This window comes from Pontibacter diazotrophicus, assembly GCF_003367245.1.
Lineage (GTDB): Bacteria > Bacteroidota > Bacteroidia > Cytophagales > Hymenobacteraceae > Pontibacter > Pontibacter diazotrophicus.
Genome location: NZ_QRGR01000001.1, coordinates 327,162 through 344,513, shown reverse-complemented (window position 1 = coordinate 344,513; position 17,352 = coordinate 327,162). Strand labels below are relative to the sequence as shown.

Sequence of the window (17,352 nt, the reverse complement as noted above, 5' to 3'; positions counted from 1 at the left end):
CTTATTCCAAAGGTCCCGTCCGGACCTGCACTAAAACAAAGTGTGACTTCTGGTTCAGAGGGGTAGGCGAACTTCCAGGGAATGCAACATCTCTCTGCTTCAGCCATTCGTTTAGGTTAGGGCATCGCTAAAATCAATTTTCCATGTTGTAGCTCTCCAGGAATAACTATTGCTCTAAAACCACGCCACCCTGCGACTGAATCTCAATTGCCAGCTCTCCTTTTTTATTAACCTTCACCCGTTTCATATAGCTGGTTCCGTCTTTACGGTCTCCATACAGCTTTACCTCTTTTCCAGAAAGCATAGGTACACTTATTTTTAACTTAACAGGTTCTGAAAGGGCATTAACCCCTGCTACATACCATTTATCTCCGTGCTGTCGGGCCAGGACACAATACTTACCAGGATACCCGTCGATGAACATAGTCTCATCCCATGTAGTAGGTACCTGCTTCATAAAATCAATTGCGAAATCCGGGGCGTCGCTCAGGTTATTGGGCGTCAGGGCAAAAAACTGTACCGGGTTCTGAAAAAGGATGGCAGTGGCCAGCTGAAATACGTCGGTTGTTTTCCTGTAATTTCCTCCGTCATTGGTCCGGTTATAGCGCTTGTTTAAAACCACACCGCCAAATTCCATGCTGCCCACGGCATTTCTTATAAATGGATGCAGGGTGGCATGCAATGCCTCCATATCATTGGCTCGCTGGCTGAACATCAGGTTCTCAGATGCCAGAACAGCTTCACTTCCCACATAGTTAGGAAACATGCGTTCCCACCCGCGCGGCAGCGTCGTCCCATGAAAAACCGCCATCAAACCATAATCATTGGCATCTGATAAGATATCCTCATATAAACGCATGGTCTCTTGCTTATCGCCTCCGAAGAAATCCACTTTGATGCCCTTTACACCATTTTTCTTCATCCACTACATTTCCTTTTTCCGGGCGATGGCCGTGTTCATTTTGTTGATGGGAGTCTGGGGAGCATCATTAACTACACCGTTGGAGTTGTACCAGAGGAAAACCCCTACATTTTTGGTCCGTGCATATTCAATCAACGCCTCCATGCGCTCATAGCCAATGCGCTGATCCCACAGCGCATCTATTAAAATAAACTCGTATCCTAAGTTCGCCGCCAAATCAACATATGTAACCTGGTCCTCATACTTCATGCTCTGGTCCTGCCACATAATCCAGCTCCACGTTCCTTTGCCGTACGCATAGTCTACAGAAGGCTCGTACAGGGGTTCTACCACATCGTAGGGAATGGTTGTTTCTACAATGGGCTTCAGGCCCTGCCCAACGGTAATGGTTCGCCAGGGAGTTGTGGCTGGCAGGCCGATGGCTGCGCCAGTGCTTCCGAATCCGTTGTTCTCTGTCTCGTCAGGAAATGCAATGGTATAGATTCCATCAGGCGTCGGATCACTTAAATGAGAACCGCAGTAAAGCCCCCGCACACCGGTTTCAGAAATCATCGCCCATTTTTCGCCAATCTGAAAGAGGCATGGAAAGGTATAGCCCAGTCCGTTTGCTGATTGAGCTGCCATGTCCTGTTCTATCTGATATCCCTCTTCATAGCTGGGCTTTGTCCGTGCAAAGCCAACCATGCTCTTCGACTGCGGTGACAGAAATCCCTTCGCGCCCTGCGGTAAATTGAACCCGGTTGCCTCCCTCTCCACAACAAGGGCCAGCGGCTCTCCGGATGCCGGGATATCATACCGAAAGGCTATGTCATTATTGCTGACTCTAAACTCAACCTTCAGCTGTTTGCCGTCTTTGTTTTTTAAGGCGCAAACCAGTTTATTGGCCTGGTATTGAATTTCGGATTGCTTTATCTTATCCTGCCTATATGTTTCCTCGATAGCTTCCTGCTCTGTGCCTTCCCATGTCAGTTCTTTGGAGTAATCAACGAGGTTGGTGACCAGCCCTAAAGGAGAATCCTCCATGACTGCCTCACCTTTAAACGAGACACGATAAAAAGGCTGCCCACTTTGCAGGAACACCTCTACCTGGAGTTGTCCGTCAGGACTTTTGACTGTGCCGTTTTGTGCCTGTGCCAGGCATGGCATTAGGGTAAATAAAAAAAACAAAAGCTGAAATGATCTTTTTACACCTTCTGAACTCATGATAATCTTTTTATTGAGCAACCTGAATAAGAGCCTTAACGACGGACTTTGGTTGATTTTCTCTGTCGAAAAGCAGGGGATAGTCTGTCCTGCCTCTGACAGGAAAGTTGTTTTTCCAGGATTGCCCATCGTTTACGCCCCAAAGTGTCACCCTGGTAATCTTATCCTGATGCTTTAAAAAGAGCTTAAAGAAATCCACATAACGTGCGTTGAATGCCTCCGTCACGGAATCAGGAAGTCCTTCGGTATATGGGTTCAAGCTTTGCTGGTATTCAAAACTGGTAGCCACATCGGCCCCTACATTCCGTCTTGGAGAAGGAAGCGCAGAGAGGTCCAGCTCGGTAATGGAAACTTCCAGCCCCAGGTCAGAAAAGGCAAGAAGACTCTTTTCAAACTCCTCGAGGGAGGGATGGTCTAAGCCTATATGGCCCTGCATGCCGATCCCGTCTATCCGCACACCCTGCTGCTGCAGATCCTTTACCATGGCCACCACACCGTTTCTTCTGCCTGGCAGGGCCATAGAGTAGTCGTTGTACATCAACTTTGCATCAGGGTCGGCCTCATGGGCAAACTGGAAGGCCAGCTTTACAAAATCTTCACCGATGATTTCATAGAACTTAGTTTTCCTCCAAGACCCGTCGTCCATGATAGCCTCATTCACCACATCCCAAGTGTTCACCCGCCCTTTGTAACGGCCGACAACAGTGTAGATGTGGTCTTTCATGCGCTGGATCATCACTTCACGCGACACATCATTGCCCAGGCTGTCGGTGAAGAACCAACGTGGCGGCTGCGAGTGCCAGATGAGCGTATGTCCGTTGATGTACATGTTGTTCTGCTCACCGAACGCCACAAACTGGTCAGCCAGGTCAAATCGGAATTCACCCTCTCTTGCTTGGATCAACCCACTCTTCATGATGTTCTCGGCAACAACCGCATTGAAATGCTGCTTCACCACCTTGATGGCTGCCGTGTCCTGGCCTGTAATCTGCTGGGTGTTGAGCGCTGTACCAATGTAAAACTTGTTTTTGTAGGCGTCCTTGAGCGTTAGTTCGGCGGTATTGGTTTCAGCAGCACCTGTGTTGGCGACCTTACAGCCGCCACAGAGAAGAACAACTCCAAGAATAGCTACTATTGATTTATTTAATATTCCTCTTTTCATCATTCCTAAATTATTCGGCCCTTCGGAGTGTGCAGAAACATAGCTGCACTATCTAGTTCTATGCCATTCCAGTATGTTTAACTACTGCGTCTAACTAACATAACAACGCCCAAACTTGAACAAATATTAATATAAATCCAGATTAACAAATTTATATAATTAGTAAAAGAAAGTATACCTGTTTGTGGTACAGGCGTTTTACATCATGTTACATTGATAGAATGGATTGTAACATATACTTGCTCCCATGTAACATTTTAGCTGGATGTAGCCAAAACAAACTTTCCCAGTTGAGAAAGCTTGGCTGAAAGAGTCCGCTCTTAAGACAACAGCAATAGAAGGATAGGCAGAGACGTTTCCAATTGGGTTTTTTGTTGTTTATATGAACGCAAAAACCAAAATTGTAAAGTCTCTTGCCCCACCTTAACCTGTTGTATGTAATAAGAATCGCCTATTTCGCTCCACTTAGCCCTTTGGCAACTCCTGGATAAGCTGGTTTCCGGACAAAACCCTCTGTCCAAAGCCCAACCGGCTCATTGGCACGCCAGGAAGCAGTTTTAGGACTGTCTGTCGGGCTCCATACGGTTATGCCATAGCGCTGACTGGCAGGAACAATTTCCAGGTATTTCCCTACCACATACTGGTACATCTCTTCCTGAGCTCTGTAATCCTCTTCCGTGGCTGCGTCTGTCGTCACCCCTACCGCGACGTTTAACTCAGATACCTTTATTTGCTTTCCTGTATTGGCCAGCAGCTGGAACATCTCTGCAATTTGCTCCTTATCCGAATTCAAGTTAAGGTGCATATGGGTTCCTATTCCATCCACTCTTGCCCCTTTGCTTTCCAAATAGGTCACATATTCAATTAACCCACGGCATTTATCCAGGTTAGACTCGAGGTTGTTGTCATTGATAAACAACAGATCATTTTCATTTCCATACTTCCTGGCTAACTGAAAGGCCTTTACGCCATAATCCTTTCCAAGGTAGTCCTGCCAATAAAATTCATCCGCAGCTAAACCAGTTCTGCCTATCCCTGTTTTAAGTTCATTTGGTTTTGCCTCATCCATGGGTTCGTTCACTACATTCCATGCTTTTACATAGGGGGCACTATTGGTGACCATGCCAGAAATCCAGTGCTCCAACTGCCCGGCAATTATTGCTTCTTTTTCTTCCGGGGTTCTTTGGACCACCGTAGTTGTGCCTCCGGATAAAGAAGCACTGCTCAGACTGACATTATCAAGATGAACCGTTCCGGCAAACTCACCATAACTTATGACAAAGCGGCTTCTGTCAGCTGCCGTTGCGGTTGTGGAAATGTTCACGAGTTTCCATTCCTTTGTCACATTCACCATTCCAAAGCCATCCGAAGAATAATTAGGGCTCTGCAACTCAGGCCTGATAATGCCTTCTGCATCGCCTTTTACCCAGAAGCTCAGGTTATAGGTTTCTCCATTCTCCAGCGGCTCGGGTAGCTCGTAGGATGTCTGAACTTCCCAGTAACCACTGGTAGTGGATGGATTCGTAACATAGAAGGCCCGACCTTCATTACCGGCACCCTGGCCATCTTCTGTCACACCTCTTGTGGAGCTGTTACCCCAGCCTCCCCAGCCAGTTCCTGACTCAAAGTCGCCGTTTGCAATCAGGTTATTTTTGATAGGGTCACCTTGTGTATCATACACATAAAGGTTATTGACATCCAGGTAATAGGTTACATTGGGAACATAGCCCAGGTCAAACCGGATTTTGATGGATTCGCCCTCAAAATCACTGATCCTGAACCTAATTTCCTTCCAGCCGAGATTGGTGGTAAAGGTTTCCGTTTCCTCGCCGGTATTCATCCAGTCTTTCTGTGGCGTATTATTCATCAATCCTTCAAAAGTGATACGACCTTCTCCGGGAACATCTGACTTAAGGTAAAAAACAATCTCGTATTCATGCCCTGGCACCACCGGGATTTCCGGAGTTACCAGTTGCAAGTCCTCCGGTGCAGATGAGCCGGCACCCGAAGTCAGTTTCACGGCTTTTACTCCACCGCCCATTCCTTCATTTTCCACTACCGATGCGCTTGCTCCTCCACCTGTATTTGTCCATCCTTCCAAAGTTCCTGCTGTAAGGCCAGAAACATCCAAGGAGTTGGCAAAGGGGGGCGACTCCACAATCAGGGGAGAAAGTAAGCCGTTCAGGTAAGCAGCATTCTGATTACGATGCCAGCCAAGTGTGTGACCGTAAATTGTAGTGCCCGCCTTTTCAGCTGTAGTCAGCAAACCATTCACATTATTAAGGTTCAGGCTGCCGTCTGCCTGAACGATTGCCCCATGACTCATCCCGTTCATCAAAGTAATTTCATCGAAATTACTGTTAACAAGCCTGTACATGACACCTTTCTGCGTGTAGCCGGACAAGGACACACCCGCGCCTAACTTAAAAGCTGGATTGGCTTCCCGGTCTACATAGGTTTTAAGATCTGCATAGGCATTAATCTCCTCCTGCAATGCAAACTCTACTGGTTTATCAACGTGGAAATCCAGCGGATCATCATCGTCACAAGCCGTTACCATCGCTAAACCAGAAACGCAAAGCAAAATTTTATATAATTGTCTCATATGGTTTTGTTCTAACTACATAAAAATTATTTGATTACCGGAGAGAATGTTTCCATGGCGACCCCGCGATCCCGCAACACCAAGGTATCGGTAGAGGCAACGTGCATCTCCTCTAAATCAACCTCATATTGCAGATAGATGGCGTCGCGGTCTTTACTGCCCCAGCTATTCTTTTCTCCTCTTTTCACAAACTTTCCGCTACCAGTAGCTGTGTAACCCTCTGAACCGGCTCGTACTGTAATGTTACCTTGCTCATCAAAGTGCAGCAGTAGGGTCGCATCGATATTCTCTCCCTCGCTGTTCTTAAATACCAGCGGCAACTCTACCTCACCTAATGACTGAGTCGCTAACTTGATGACTTCATCTTGCTCCACATATTGTTTTTGTCTGACAATAGTCTGGTCCAGTGATCTATCTTCATTCTTCCCTGCTATTACATCTTTGCCTCTGCGAAGGTATATCCCGTGCCATGGGTTTACATACTTTACCGCATACAAGACGTAATCTTTCGGAGCGACACTCCAATTTGTTGCAACCACCCTTCTTGGGTTTTCAACCAATGGCTTACCTGACAAAATAGAATCTGCATTCACGACATTCGTCATGTACATCGGAAGAACATAAGTGTTCTTTAGAGCCAGCGGATCAGCAAAGAAGGCATCGGTGAGTTGTACTTCAACCCCGCCTATCAGTTCCCCCTTTGGAATGACAATCTTGTCTGATGCCAATGTATAGTAGTTACTGGGCAAAGGCAGAACTTCCGTTCCCCCCTCTGTGAAAAGCAAGCCTTCAGCCAGTGTGTTATCCACCACTACATCAATGGTTACATCTTTTGAATTGTCGTAAACACCTCCTGTCGTAGCCATTACCTTGAACTTGTGCTCATTGTCAAGTGAAGTGTCAAAAATGTCCTCCCCCAAGACGATGGTGCGCACAGGATACTGATAAGCGAAATAGGTTGACTGGTATTCGTAATCCGGGAACACCCATTCTTTGTTTTCACATGAAGACAGGGTGGCTAGTAAGAGCAAAAGCCCAAAGCATATATTTTTCATCATTCCTTATTTTAATTCTGATTTAGTAGGTAATTGGAATAAACTTCAACTTCTGTTACCATCCCACATTTTGAGAAAGCGCGTCGAATTTCAAGACTTCGCTGTATGGGAGAGGGCCATAATTCATATAGCTTCCATACACCCTGGCCTCTACTGGTATCGTCTCATGGTTTTCGTTTTCGATCCGAACACCCCTGGCTGTTTCCGTAAGGTCTTCGTTCCATCGGCGCAAATCCCAAAAGCGAAAACCCTCAAAGCACAACTCTAACCTGCGTTCGTTTCTGATAAGCGCCCGCATGGCCTCTTTGTCTGACTGAACAGACTCCAGGTAAGCATCAGGTTGGGCAATACCAGCACGCTTGCGGATAGCGGCTATGACATCATAGGCAGAAAACCCAAAAGCACCCGTGCCCATCGGCCCCCAGGCTTCATTGGCAGCTTCGGCATAGGCAAGGTAGAGCTCCGTGTAACGAATGCGGGGCTTATAGTGCTTTTGCCTGTTCGTCGTTGTCGGGTTAAGGTTCACATCCTGGCGAAGTAGCTTTCGCATGTAGTATCCTGTGCGTGTGGATGTTTCTACCCTGTTAAGGGCATCATTGGTAGTACCATCCACTGCCGTGATGATGTTGGAATTACCTGGTCCGGCCGTGCCTCCGTTCACCAGTATGTAGCGCTGTAAACGCGGATCACGGTTGGTGTATGGTGCCGAAGGATCAAACCCGCTGGACGCATCTGTAATGGGATAGCCGTTTGCCATCGGGAAGGAATTCACCAGGTTTTGAGAGGGATTCAACAGTCCGTTTCCATACAGCGTAGGGGGGAAATGCTGTCGTTCCAGATCATTATCTTCAGAGACATCGCTTCTCCAAAGAATCTCACGAGGATTGATACCTGCGGCCAAACCAGCAATTTCTGCAACATTGGAGTACCAGGTCGAACCATTAGGGTCCAGTCCATTTACACCTCCATTCAGATCCAGCACTTCCCCTGCGTAGTTTGCAGCATCAGCCCAGGTAGTACTGTTACCTGTGTTATAGGCAGGGCTTGCAGCCAACAAAGCGGCTTGCGCTCTGACTGCCTTCGCGATACGGGCTGTCATACGCTGGCGTGCGTACTGGCCAAACACGCGGTTGTAGTCGTCCATGTTACCGCTGTAATTAGCAGGCAGTTCCGATTCGTCTGATATACCCTCAAAATCCAGAGGAAGAAGTTCTTCTGCTTTCTTCACATCGCTGTAAATCTGCTGCATGCATTCCTCAAATGTTGCCCGCGGTTTATTGAAGTCTGAGTCCTTGTTCTCGGGTTCCAATACAATCGGAACACCTAACAATTCACCGCTTTGACTCCACCCTCCATGGTTCTGCAACAAATGAAACATGAAGAGTGCCCGTAACCCGTACGCTTCACCTTTCATGCGGTCCTTAAACATTTGGCTTACATTCTCATCTTTGGCCCAAGCCACTTTGTCTCCTTCCTGAAGCAGGATATTCAGATATTGAATGGCTGCTTTGGAATTGCTCCACTGATCAAACGGGTTGTTATTAGCTGTCCACTGCCCGGTGGCTACTTTCAAATAGTTGTTACTCCTGTTGTTGCTGACAGCATCATCCGTGGCCATATCACTGAAGGACCATCCGTTGGTCGGGATACGAGCATAGCCGTTCAGAAGAAATCCCTGGGCATACTCTGCCTCCTCATACATATCGTCAAGGCCCCGTAGGTTTTCTATGCTGGGTTCAAACATATCCTCGCAGCTGCTTACCATCAAGGCGACCGATAAAAATAACAGTAATCTCTTTTTCATATTCTTGAATGTTCAAATACCTATTAGAATAATGCTTTAACCCCGAAATTGTAAAACCGTGTCTGAGGAGAGCTTCCGACATTCAACTCCAACACTTCACGTTCCGGAGAAACTGTAAGCAGGTTGGAACCACTCAGATACACACCCCATTCATGAATAAAGGTGTTCTGCAGTATGCGTTCAGGAAGATCATAGGACACCTGCACTTTAGCCAGGTCAAACCGGTTTGTGCTGTAAAGCCAGAAGTCGGAAGAGCGGAAGTTGTTGTCACTGTTCAGTGTCGTCAGGCGTGGGTACGTTGCCGTGTTCATGGTTCCTTCGGTCCACCGCTCGCGTACCACTTCCGAATATTTATCCTCTCCGTCTACCCAGAAGTAGGAGTTGTTTTTCTGGGCGTGCGCGCCAAAGCGGCCAACACCCAAGGCCAAGAAAGTCAGGTTTCGCCACTTAGCAGTCAGGTTAAGACCCAATGTAAGAGGATCTCCGTACCAACCACCTTTTCCGAGGTAAACCTCATCCTGGGAATCGATGACACCGTCACCGTTCTGATCAAAGTATTTGATATCTCCCGGTTTCACCTGGCCGAATGCCTGAGTAGGTGAACCGTCTATTTCTTCCTGACTCATAAAGAACCCATCGCTTCTAAGTCCCCAAATTGCGTCCAGCGGTCTGCCCTGTCTGCTCTGGTATTCATTTTCGTACATTTCTGCACGCTTGGTGGCTTCAGTTCTATAGTAAGTTGCTGCCATCCCTAATGTCCAGTCTATCTCCCCCATGCGTTTGTTCAAATTAACATTGAAGTCAAAGCCCAGCCGCTGGTCATCGTTATAGTTGATGTAGGGAATAAAGGAAGAATTCGGCCAGCCTGTAGAAAAGTAGCTCGGATATAAAACAGAAGCCTGCACAGCATTACCCGTTATCCTGTTCGCAAAAAGGGACCCTTCGAACGTTAACAGTCTTTTAAGAAAAGATCCTTCCAGGGTAACATTGACTTCTTCTCTTTTAGAGAAAGTGAGATTAGGGTTCTCTCCACGCCTTGAGTCCGTGGTCCGGTTAAGGGCACCGTCTCTCCAACTGTACCATGCCCCGTCTGTCTGTGTGTATATGCTTTGATACAAATAGTAACCGGGTATGTTAAGGTCAGTATGCAATACGCCTCCCGATACCGATAACTTCAGGTTGTCAACTGCAGGTAAATCCTCCATGAAGCCTTCTTCACTGATGCGCCAGCCCAGCGCGAGGGTGGGCGAAAAAGCCTGGCGGTTACCTTCCGGTAATCGGGCAGAGTGCACCATCGCGCCATTAAAATCAACATAGTACTTATCCAGGTAGTTGTAACCTAAATGCAGCCCCAGGTTTGCATTGCTTGTTTTGTGGTACACCTCCGACACTGACTGTTGATACCCATTCGCTATCAGCATAGCGGAAATATGGTGGTTCTCGTTCACTGAGGCCAGGTAGTTGAATTGCCCTGAAAAGGCAATTGTTTGGCGGTACCAGCTGTTACTAATGTTCTGAACACCTGTTTTTGAATCCTCACCATATTTTGTGAGGCTACTGATCTGGTCGTATCCGGCGTAGTTGTTCCATGCCGCTTCATACACGGCATAGTTATTATTGAAAGACTGGTTATAGGAGGTGGAGTAATCCACTCCAAAGTTTGACAGGAAGGACAGCCCTTTCAGCACATTTTCTAAATTTGCACCCACTCCCGTGTTAAACTGAAACTGACGGCTGGTATACTTATTATTCCCTCCGGCATAGATGGACGCAAAGGGGTTTGTTTGGTCTAACTGGGTTCCACCGAGAAGATATTTGCCATCTATTAGGTTGTTGCTATTGTTTACCAGTTGCCACGAAGTCTCATCGCTCTCTTCTATCATGCTGACAGGGATAAGTGGTGAGAACCGGTGCGGACGAAGGGAGGCAACACCAGTCCAATAGTTGGTGTTTACGCCCCGCCCACTATTGTAAATGGCTGCGGCATCTACCTTCGCATAGATATACTTATTCAGATCAATGTCCACGTTTCCGCGGATGTTGAAGCGTTCATTCCCGTTGTTTTTTGCCTCACCAAAATTCAAAAGAGAACCTGCAGAATTGAAACCCACGTTAGTGTAGTAGCGGGCTTGCTGGTTACCTCCCGAAATTTCGACCGTACCATCGTAACGGTTGTAGGTTTCCTGCAGGTACTCCGATGAATAGTAATCGAGATTCGGATAGCGGTAAGGATTCGTTCCGGAGGAATGGTTATAAATGGTGGCACCCGTATACAGGTCATCCAGTCCGTCGTTGCGGCGCGCCTCATTATAAAGGGTCATATATTCCGCGGAGCCAAGGTACTTAGGATAACTCTTTGGCACGAACACGCCAGCGTTTACCCGTACATTGATTTGCTGATCCTGAGCCTCTCCCCTTTTTGTACTGATATAAACCACTCCTTTGGCAGCCCGACTTCCGTACAGGGCCACGGCCGACACTCCTTTTAGAAAAGTTACCTGTTCTATTTCCGTGGGCAGCACACTTTCGGCATCACGGGGTATCCCATCTACCAGTACCAGGTAGCTGTCCATTCCCCATATGTTAGCGCCGTTAAAGCCTCCTACGTAGGCTTCCAGGTCTTCTAAGCTGTTGGTGAAATAATTTTCTCTCAGGATACCTGGAACGTTAACAGCCGAGACACCTCCGAGCAGGTTCTTTTGGGCGACTTTCCGGAAAGCCACCTGTACCGGCTGAGCGCTTTTGTCGGACGCCAGGGATATTTCATTTAAATCAGGTGTCGCTTCTACAGACAATGTTTCGTATCCGGGAGCACTCACCGATAAAATGGAATTGGGAGTTACTAAAAGGGAAAACGTCCCCAGAGAGTCCGTAACTGTGTTGACGGCATCCGCCAGGTTGGTAACTACGGCACCTCGAAGGGGTTTTCCTTCAGCCCCGCGAATAATGGCCATGATATCAACCTTACTGGTTGTCTGCGCTTTTAGCATCACCGGAGAAAAAGCCACCACAGCACACAAAAACATTCTTATATGTTTATATTTCATTTTGTCCTCTTTTTAGACTAAAGCATTTTCAATTATCGTCCGTTTTACCAACCTGGGTTTTGCGCAAATTCCAGGTACATGTTTACATCGGTATTTTTCAGGGGTAACCAGTAGTGTTTGCTACTGAAATTGCGTTCCAGAATAACCTCTTCATGCAGGTTTACTACCCTGTTTTGCTTCGGATCTTCTGAGTTAAAGTCTCCTACCCTGTCAAATTCAATTGATTTTTTGAGCGTATAAGGGTTTTCGGTTAACAGTAACCAGCGACGGAGGTCATTGAACCGGTGCCCTTCAAAAGCAAGTTCCACTGCCCGTTCGCGTCTCACCTCACCCATAAAGGCATCTAATGAACCTTGGAACTTATCGGCCACGTGCCCCACGCCTGCCCTGTCACGAATAACATTTATGGCTTCAACAGCTGTCTTGCTGTAGTTGGGGTCTTTGCCATTGGCGGCACCGTATCCCTGCGCAGCAGCTTCTGCATACATGATATAGATATCAGCTAACCGCATCCAAGGGATATGTATATTAAGGCTGTTACCATAGCCGTATCCGTTATCGTATTTGTTAGCTGTCAGGGGGATGAACTTGTAAAGCAGGTATCCGGTACGGCTTCCGGTACCAACATTCCTGTAGCTCCCCCCCGTGTGAAGGTTAGCGTGACGATCCTGCTGAACATTGTCAGGCATAGATCCCTGCACCACTCTTACTCCATCGAAAACGATATCATTATAAAACCGGGGATCACGGCCACGCCAAGGATACTCAGGGTCATACCCTGATTCTGTGTCAGCCTGTGTTATATCTCCTATCGGTAACCCGTTTGCCATACCGTAATAATTCACATAATTCGATGTTGGCAAAAATTTTACATCGCCGTCGGCAATAACAGGTGCGGGCTGGTATTGCTTACTGGTTCCCCAGTTCGACCCATTTGCACCATAGTAAGGCCCACGGAAGATGGCTTCAGTACCACCTGGCATTTGCCAGTTCTGGCTCATCGTATAAAAGTTTTTAGAATACTCCGCGAAAGGAAGCAGCCGATAGGTAGTTTCCCCGCTTTCAACTAAATTCAGCAACTCAGCAAACGCCGCGGCTGCTTTCTGACTCAGTTCTGGATTATAGTTTCTGCTTCCTGTCGATTCAAAGTTCATCAACGGACTGCCTGCCCACAAGTAATTTTTACCCAGATAGCCCAGCGCCATCACCTTGTTGATACGCAGGTCATTTTTCCCTAAAGTTCTTCTGCCGGCAGTAGTGTTGTCCCAGTTGGCAGGCAATAAGTCGGCAGCTGCTCTGAAGTCCTGCGCTGCTTTTTCGGCACATTCCTGATAGCTGAGTCGGGGCAGTGTTAATTTCTCATCGCTGGGTAGCACATAGTCAATGTAAGGGAGCCCCCCATAGTACTGCATAAACTGGAAGTGGAACCAACCCCTAAAGAACAGCAACTGCCCCTTGATCAGGTTTCGCTCTTCCTCTGTAGCGCCCGTCATTTTATCAAGGTTTTCCAGTCCCATGTTGGCTTTCCGTATCCCGTACCAGCCCAGTTGCCATAAAGACTTTGTAAATCGGTCATCGTTTGTATTGGTGTTCCTTCGGTCCATCCAACCAGCTTGCCAGCCATCATGCTCTGACTGCCATCCCCAGAAATTTCCATTATCGATCTTAACACCAAAATGGAAATCACGGGCGGAAGACTGGATTTCGTCTTCTCCCCAGTTCCATGAATTAGTCCAATAGGCATTGGTAAAATCAGGGATGCAGTGGTAAAGCTCTTCCGTGTAGCCCTGAAAATTATTGAAGTTTTCAAAAGCTTCATCGGGCGATATGACAGATTCATCCGTTACATCAAGGTAGTCTTCGCAGGATGTGGTGAGAACCAGGCTCAAGGCGATACTGCACCTTAAAACAATTTTTATAAATGATTTCATGATATGCTGTTTAGAAGGTAAGATCAACACCTAGGTTATATCGCTTTACAGTTGGGTAGGCTCCCTGTGAGGCCCATCCCGTACCTGCAAAATTAGATTCACGATCGTCGGGCATTTTGGTCCACACATGGAGGTTGTTCCCGTTTATAAAAATCCGGAGGTTATTAAGCCCCATTTTTTTAATCGAACCAGAATTAAATGAATAGCCGATTTCCGCATTCTTCAGACGGAGATAAGAACCGTCATACATATAGCGGTGCGCACTAGTATAGCCACTTGGGGTGGAAAGCCAACGGGGCATAGGAGTGTCGGCACCGGTGTTGTCCTTTGACCAGTATCCACCCTCTTCGTAAACGACATGGTTCTGAGAGCTTAAACTGGTCAGCACTACCTGCCGTGTCACATTGTTCACACCGTAGAACTGCACGAATGCACTAAACCCTTTCCAGTCAGCACCAACAGTTGTATTGTAGGTGTTTTGTGGGGTACCCGTAAATCCGTAAGGGATATTATCATATGAATCAATCACCCCATCCGCATTATAGTCGACAATCTGGAAGTTTCCGGGTAACTTTTGATTGTCATTTGTATTGTGAATGGTGCTTGCATAGAGCTCATCCCAGGTGTTATAATAACCATGGCCTACATGAGCATAAGCCTGCCCGATCTGCTTGTCTTCTCTTTTCTGATACTCCGGTAACAAACCTGCGTCATCAGCATCAAGCACTTTGTTTTTAGCATGCGTCATGTTCAGGTTAGACCACAGGTTCACCCCGTTCCCGAAGGTGTGGTTCAGGTTCAGCACAAATTCGAAGCCCTGATTTTGAACCCTTCCAAGATTAGCTACCGGGGCCACTGTGCCATAATAAGACGGGATTGCCCTGCTGCCGCTGGTTATGAGAATATCAGTACGTTCATCGCGAAAGAAATCCACACTACCATCGATTGCCCCTTTCAGAATGCCAAAGTCAAGACCGACATTGTATTTACTTACCTTTTCCCAGCGAACCTCCGGGTTCCCAACAGCAGTTTCCCTGTACCAGGTATAAGGGCTCTGTTCTGCCTGCTCTCCTGATATGCCAAGCCGCGCCCGGCCTTGATACCCCCACTGCGTCATATAGAGAAACCGTCCGAACACATTGTCATCACCAACTTCTCCATAAGAGGCACGTAGTTTGAGCATGTCGAGAAAAGAGATGGATTCCATGAATTTTTCTCTGGAAACCATCCAGCCAACACCTCCAGAGGAGAAGAAAGCAAAGCGGTAGTCTCTACCAAATTTCTCTGAACCATTGTAGGCCCCATTGTACTCCAGCATGTACTTATCGGCAAAGTTGTAGGTGGCGCGGAACACCCAGTCTTCCCGATACTGTGGGACTTGACTACCGATGGCATATTCATTCCGGTTGAAAAGCCCCATGGCTGTGATGTTATGCTTCTCCCCAAGGGTAACGTTGTAGTTTAGCTGAGCCTGGTAAAAAAGCCTGCGTTGTGAAGCATTGTCTAAAACAGTTCCAGGGCTGGCAGACCATTTTACTCCCTCCTGAAAATCAAACCTGTTGTTTGGGTCATAGCTTTGTTTATAGGTAATCAGGCCGGTAACAGGATCAACCCATGACATTTGGGTATCATTGTACAAATCGTTTACCCCTCTATCTGCCTCAACAAATGTATTATCCAGGGCAAGGGTCCCCCTGAAGCTCAACCCCTTGGTTAACATATCCAGGTTCTGCTCCAGCGTAAAATCCGTATTCAGCCGTGTTGTTGTTCTGTACTGAATCCCGCTAATCGCCAGGCTTCTTACCGAGTTCTCCGCTTTACCCTCATTGGGCGCGTAATATCCCCAGGAGCCATCCGGATACTGTGGCAAGAAAGCATCGGGCGCGTTGCTGTAGGCAGCAATCCACATCCCGTATTCCCCACCGGTGGCTCCCCATGGGCTTTTCTTCACCCCGTGCGAACCGGCCAGATTTGCTTTGAAAACCGTGGAAGGCGTTAACTGAAAGTCAAGGTTACTGCGGACATTCAGCCGGTTAAAGCCATAACCAGGGTCGTACCCCCGGTTGTTATCGTATTGCTGCATGAGGTCTCCTTCGCGCAGGAAGTCAGCACTGGAAAAATACTTGACAAACTTGGAGCCCCCACTTACATTGACACTAGCGTTATAAGACATGACATAGTCTTTAAACAAGGTGTTTGCCCAGTCCACATTCGGGTATTGCGCCCTTTCTTCCTCATTGGCCGGAAAAAGATACTTGTCGAGAATTTCCTGCGGAAGATAATCCCCCCAGGCTCCTGGCTTAAGCCCGAGCTCGTTCTCAATTGCCTGGTTGCGAATCCTTAATGCATCGTAAGAATCGTACTTGCCGGGCAGTTTGGAAGGAACCTTCATGGTGGTGTTTACCCTCCCCCTGATGATTGCTTTTCCAGCCTGACCTCTTTTAGTGGTAATAAGCACCACACCGTTCGCTCCCCGGGAGCCATAAACGGCGGTAGCCGAAGCATCTTTTAATACAGAGACAGACTCAACCGAAGTGATGTCCACACTGCTCATGGGGCGCTCTATGCCATCCACCAGCACGAGTGGTTCGGAGTTGTTCCAGGAGCTGCTTCCGCGAATAACAATGCGAGGATCTTCCTCACCCGGCATCCCTGTACTAGCTGAGGTCACCACGCCTGGTACGTTACCTGTTAAAGCTGCACCGATGTTGGATACTCCACCAGCGCGCTCAAGCACTTTACCAGTCGTTTGTGTAATGGCGGCAACTACGCTTTCTTTTCTCTGTTCACCGTACCCCACCACTACCACTTCCTGCAAAGCCTTGGTATCTGCAGATAATGTAACATTGATTATCATTTGATCACCGACAGTCACTTCCTTAGGCGCATACCCTATAAAGCTATAAACCAACACTGCCCCCTGAGCAGGCACTTTGATGGTGTAGTCTCCATTCACATCTGTAACTGTACCGACACTTGAGCCTTTCAAGTAGACACTTACCCCGGGAATCCCCTGGTTATCATCACTTAATATTACCTTGCCGGTAATGACGAGGGCTTGCTGAGGAGCGCCTTGTTTACCTATCCGGGAGGTACTGTTATCAGGCAGACGGGAAATCATACCAATGCTTTTAGATGGGGAATCAACGGCCGATGCCCAGGATACCTCAACTAGAAAACACTGAACACAAACCCCGAGAAATGCATATTTTATCTTATGCAGGTTTTGTTGTAGTAATTTATTCATATTGTCATTGTTTTGTTTGAACGACTTGAATGGCCCTGCTTTTTAGCTTCAGCCCACCACTTAGTTACCAGGATAGCAAACCACAAATCCCTTCCAGGACAGATTGTGCATGTCACCTCCAGAATTTTCTAGTTCCTATCCATTCCCCGCCACCTACTGCATAGTAAAAATCAATAGTGCACCCTTTTTGATACTAACTTTAACCTGATGGGGCCACTGTCTTCTGGAACAGCCTTATTTGGTGAGTACCTGCACCTCTGACTCTGAAATTTTCTCACCAGAGACTTTTCTCCTGTTCCCCATCCTGCTTTCTTAAGACCAATATCCTTTTACCTTTATGCAAACCCCGAAACACCTTCATTAACAAGATTACCCA

The 17,352-nt window shown here is 47.3% G+C and carries 8 protein-coding genes and 1 pseudogene; all 9 read right to left on the bottom strand.

The window, feature by feature from the left end; all coding sequences use genetic code 11:
• Positions 1-166 precede the first annotated feature (166 nt).
• Positions 167-457 carry a glycoside hydrolase family 97 C-terminal domain-containing protein gene (locus tag DXT99_RS27460; protein WP_262511348.1) on the bottom strand — a complete coding sequence of 97 codons (291 nt, stop codon included), beginning with the start codon at positions 455-457 and terminating at the stop codon, positions 167-169.
• Positions 455-2,068, bottom strand: a pseudogene (locus DXT99_RS27315) (glycoside hydrolase family 97 catalytic domain-containing protein); the annotation flags it as partial. The gene DXT99_RS27460 and the pseudogene DXT99_RS27315, both read right to left, overlap by 3 nt.
• Before the next feature lie 67 nt (positions 2,069-2,135).
• Entirely contained in the window at positions 2,136-3,290 is a 1,155-nt protein-coding gene (locus DXT99_RS01405) for an endo-1,4-beta-xylanase (protein ID WP_115563712.1), read from the bottom strand.
• 448 nt (positions 3,291-3,738) lie between these two features.
• Positions 3,739-5,892, bottom strand: a complete 2,154-nt coding sequence (locus DXT99_RS01400; protein WP_115563711.1) for an endo-1,4-beta-xylanase — start codon at positions 5,890-5,892, stop codon at positions 3,739-3,741.
• 26 nt (positions 5,893-5,918) lie between these two features.
• Positions 5,919-6,950: a DUF5627 domain-containing protein gene (locus tag DXT99_RS01395; RefSeq protein WP_317048104.1), complete on the bottom strand. Its 1,032-nt coding sequence runs from the start codon at positions 6,948-6,950 to the stop codon at positions 5,919-5,921.
• A 52-nt stretch (positions 6,951-7,002) separates the two neighbouring features.
• Positions 7,003-8,751 carry a RagB/SusD family nutrient uptake outer membrane protein gene (locus DXT99_RS01390; protein ID WP_115563710.1) on the bottom strand — a complete coding sequence of 583 codons (1,749 nt, stop codon included), beginning with the start codon at positions 8,749-8,751 and terminating at the stop codon, positions 7,003-7,005.
• Positions 8,752-8,774: 23 nt separating this feature from the next.
• Complete coding sequence (locus DXT99_RS01385) at positions 8,775-11,798, bottom strand: SusC/RagA family TonB-linked outer membrane protein (protein WP_115563709.1); 3,024 nt, start codon at positions 11,796-11,798, stop codon at positions 8,775-8,777.
• 44 nt (positions 11,799-11,842) lie between these two features.
• Positions 11,843-13,729 carry a RagB/SusD family nutrient uptake outer membrane protein gene (locus DXT99_RS01380; protein WP_115563798.1) on the bottom strand — a complete coding sequence of 629 codons (1,887 nt, stop codon included), beginning with the start codon at positions 13,727-13,729 and terminating at the stop codon, positions 11,843-11,845.
• Positions 13,730-13,739: 10 nt separating this feature from the next.
• The gene (locus DXT99_RS01375) at positions 13,740-16,850 is read right to left on the bottom strand and encodes a SusC/RagA family TonB-linked outer membrane protein (protein WP_115563708.1); all 3,111 of its coding nucleotides are present in this window, start codon (positions 16,848-16,850) and stop codon (positions 13,740-13,742) included.
• Positions 16,851-17,352: the final 502 nt, after the last annotated feature.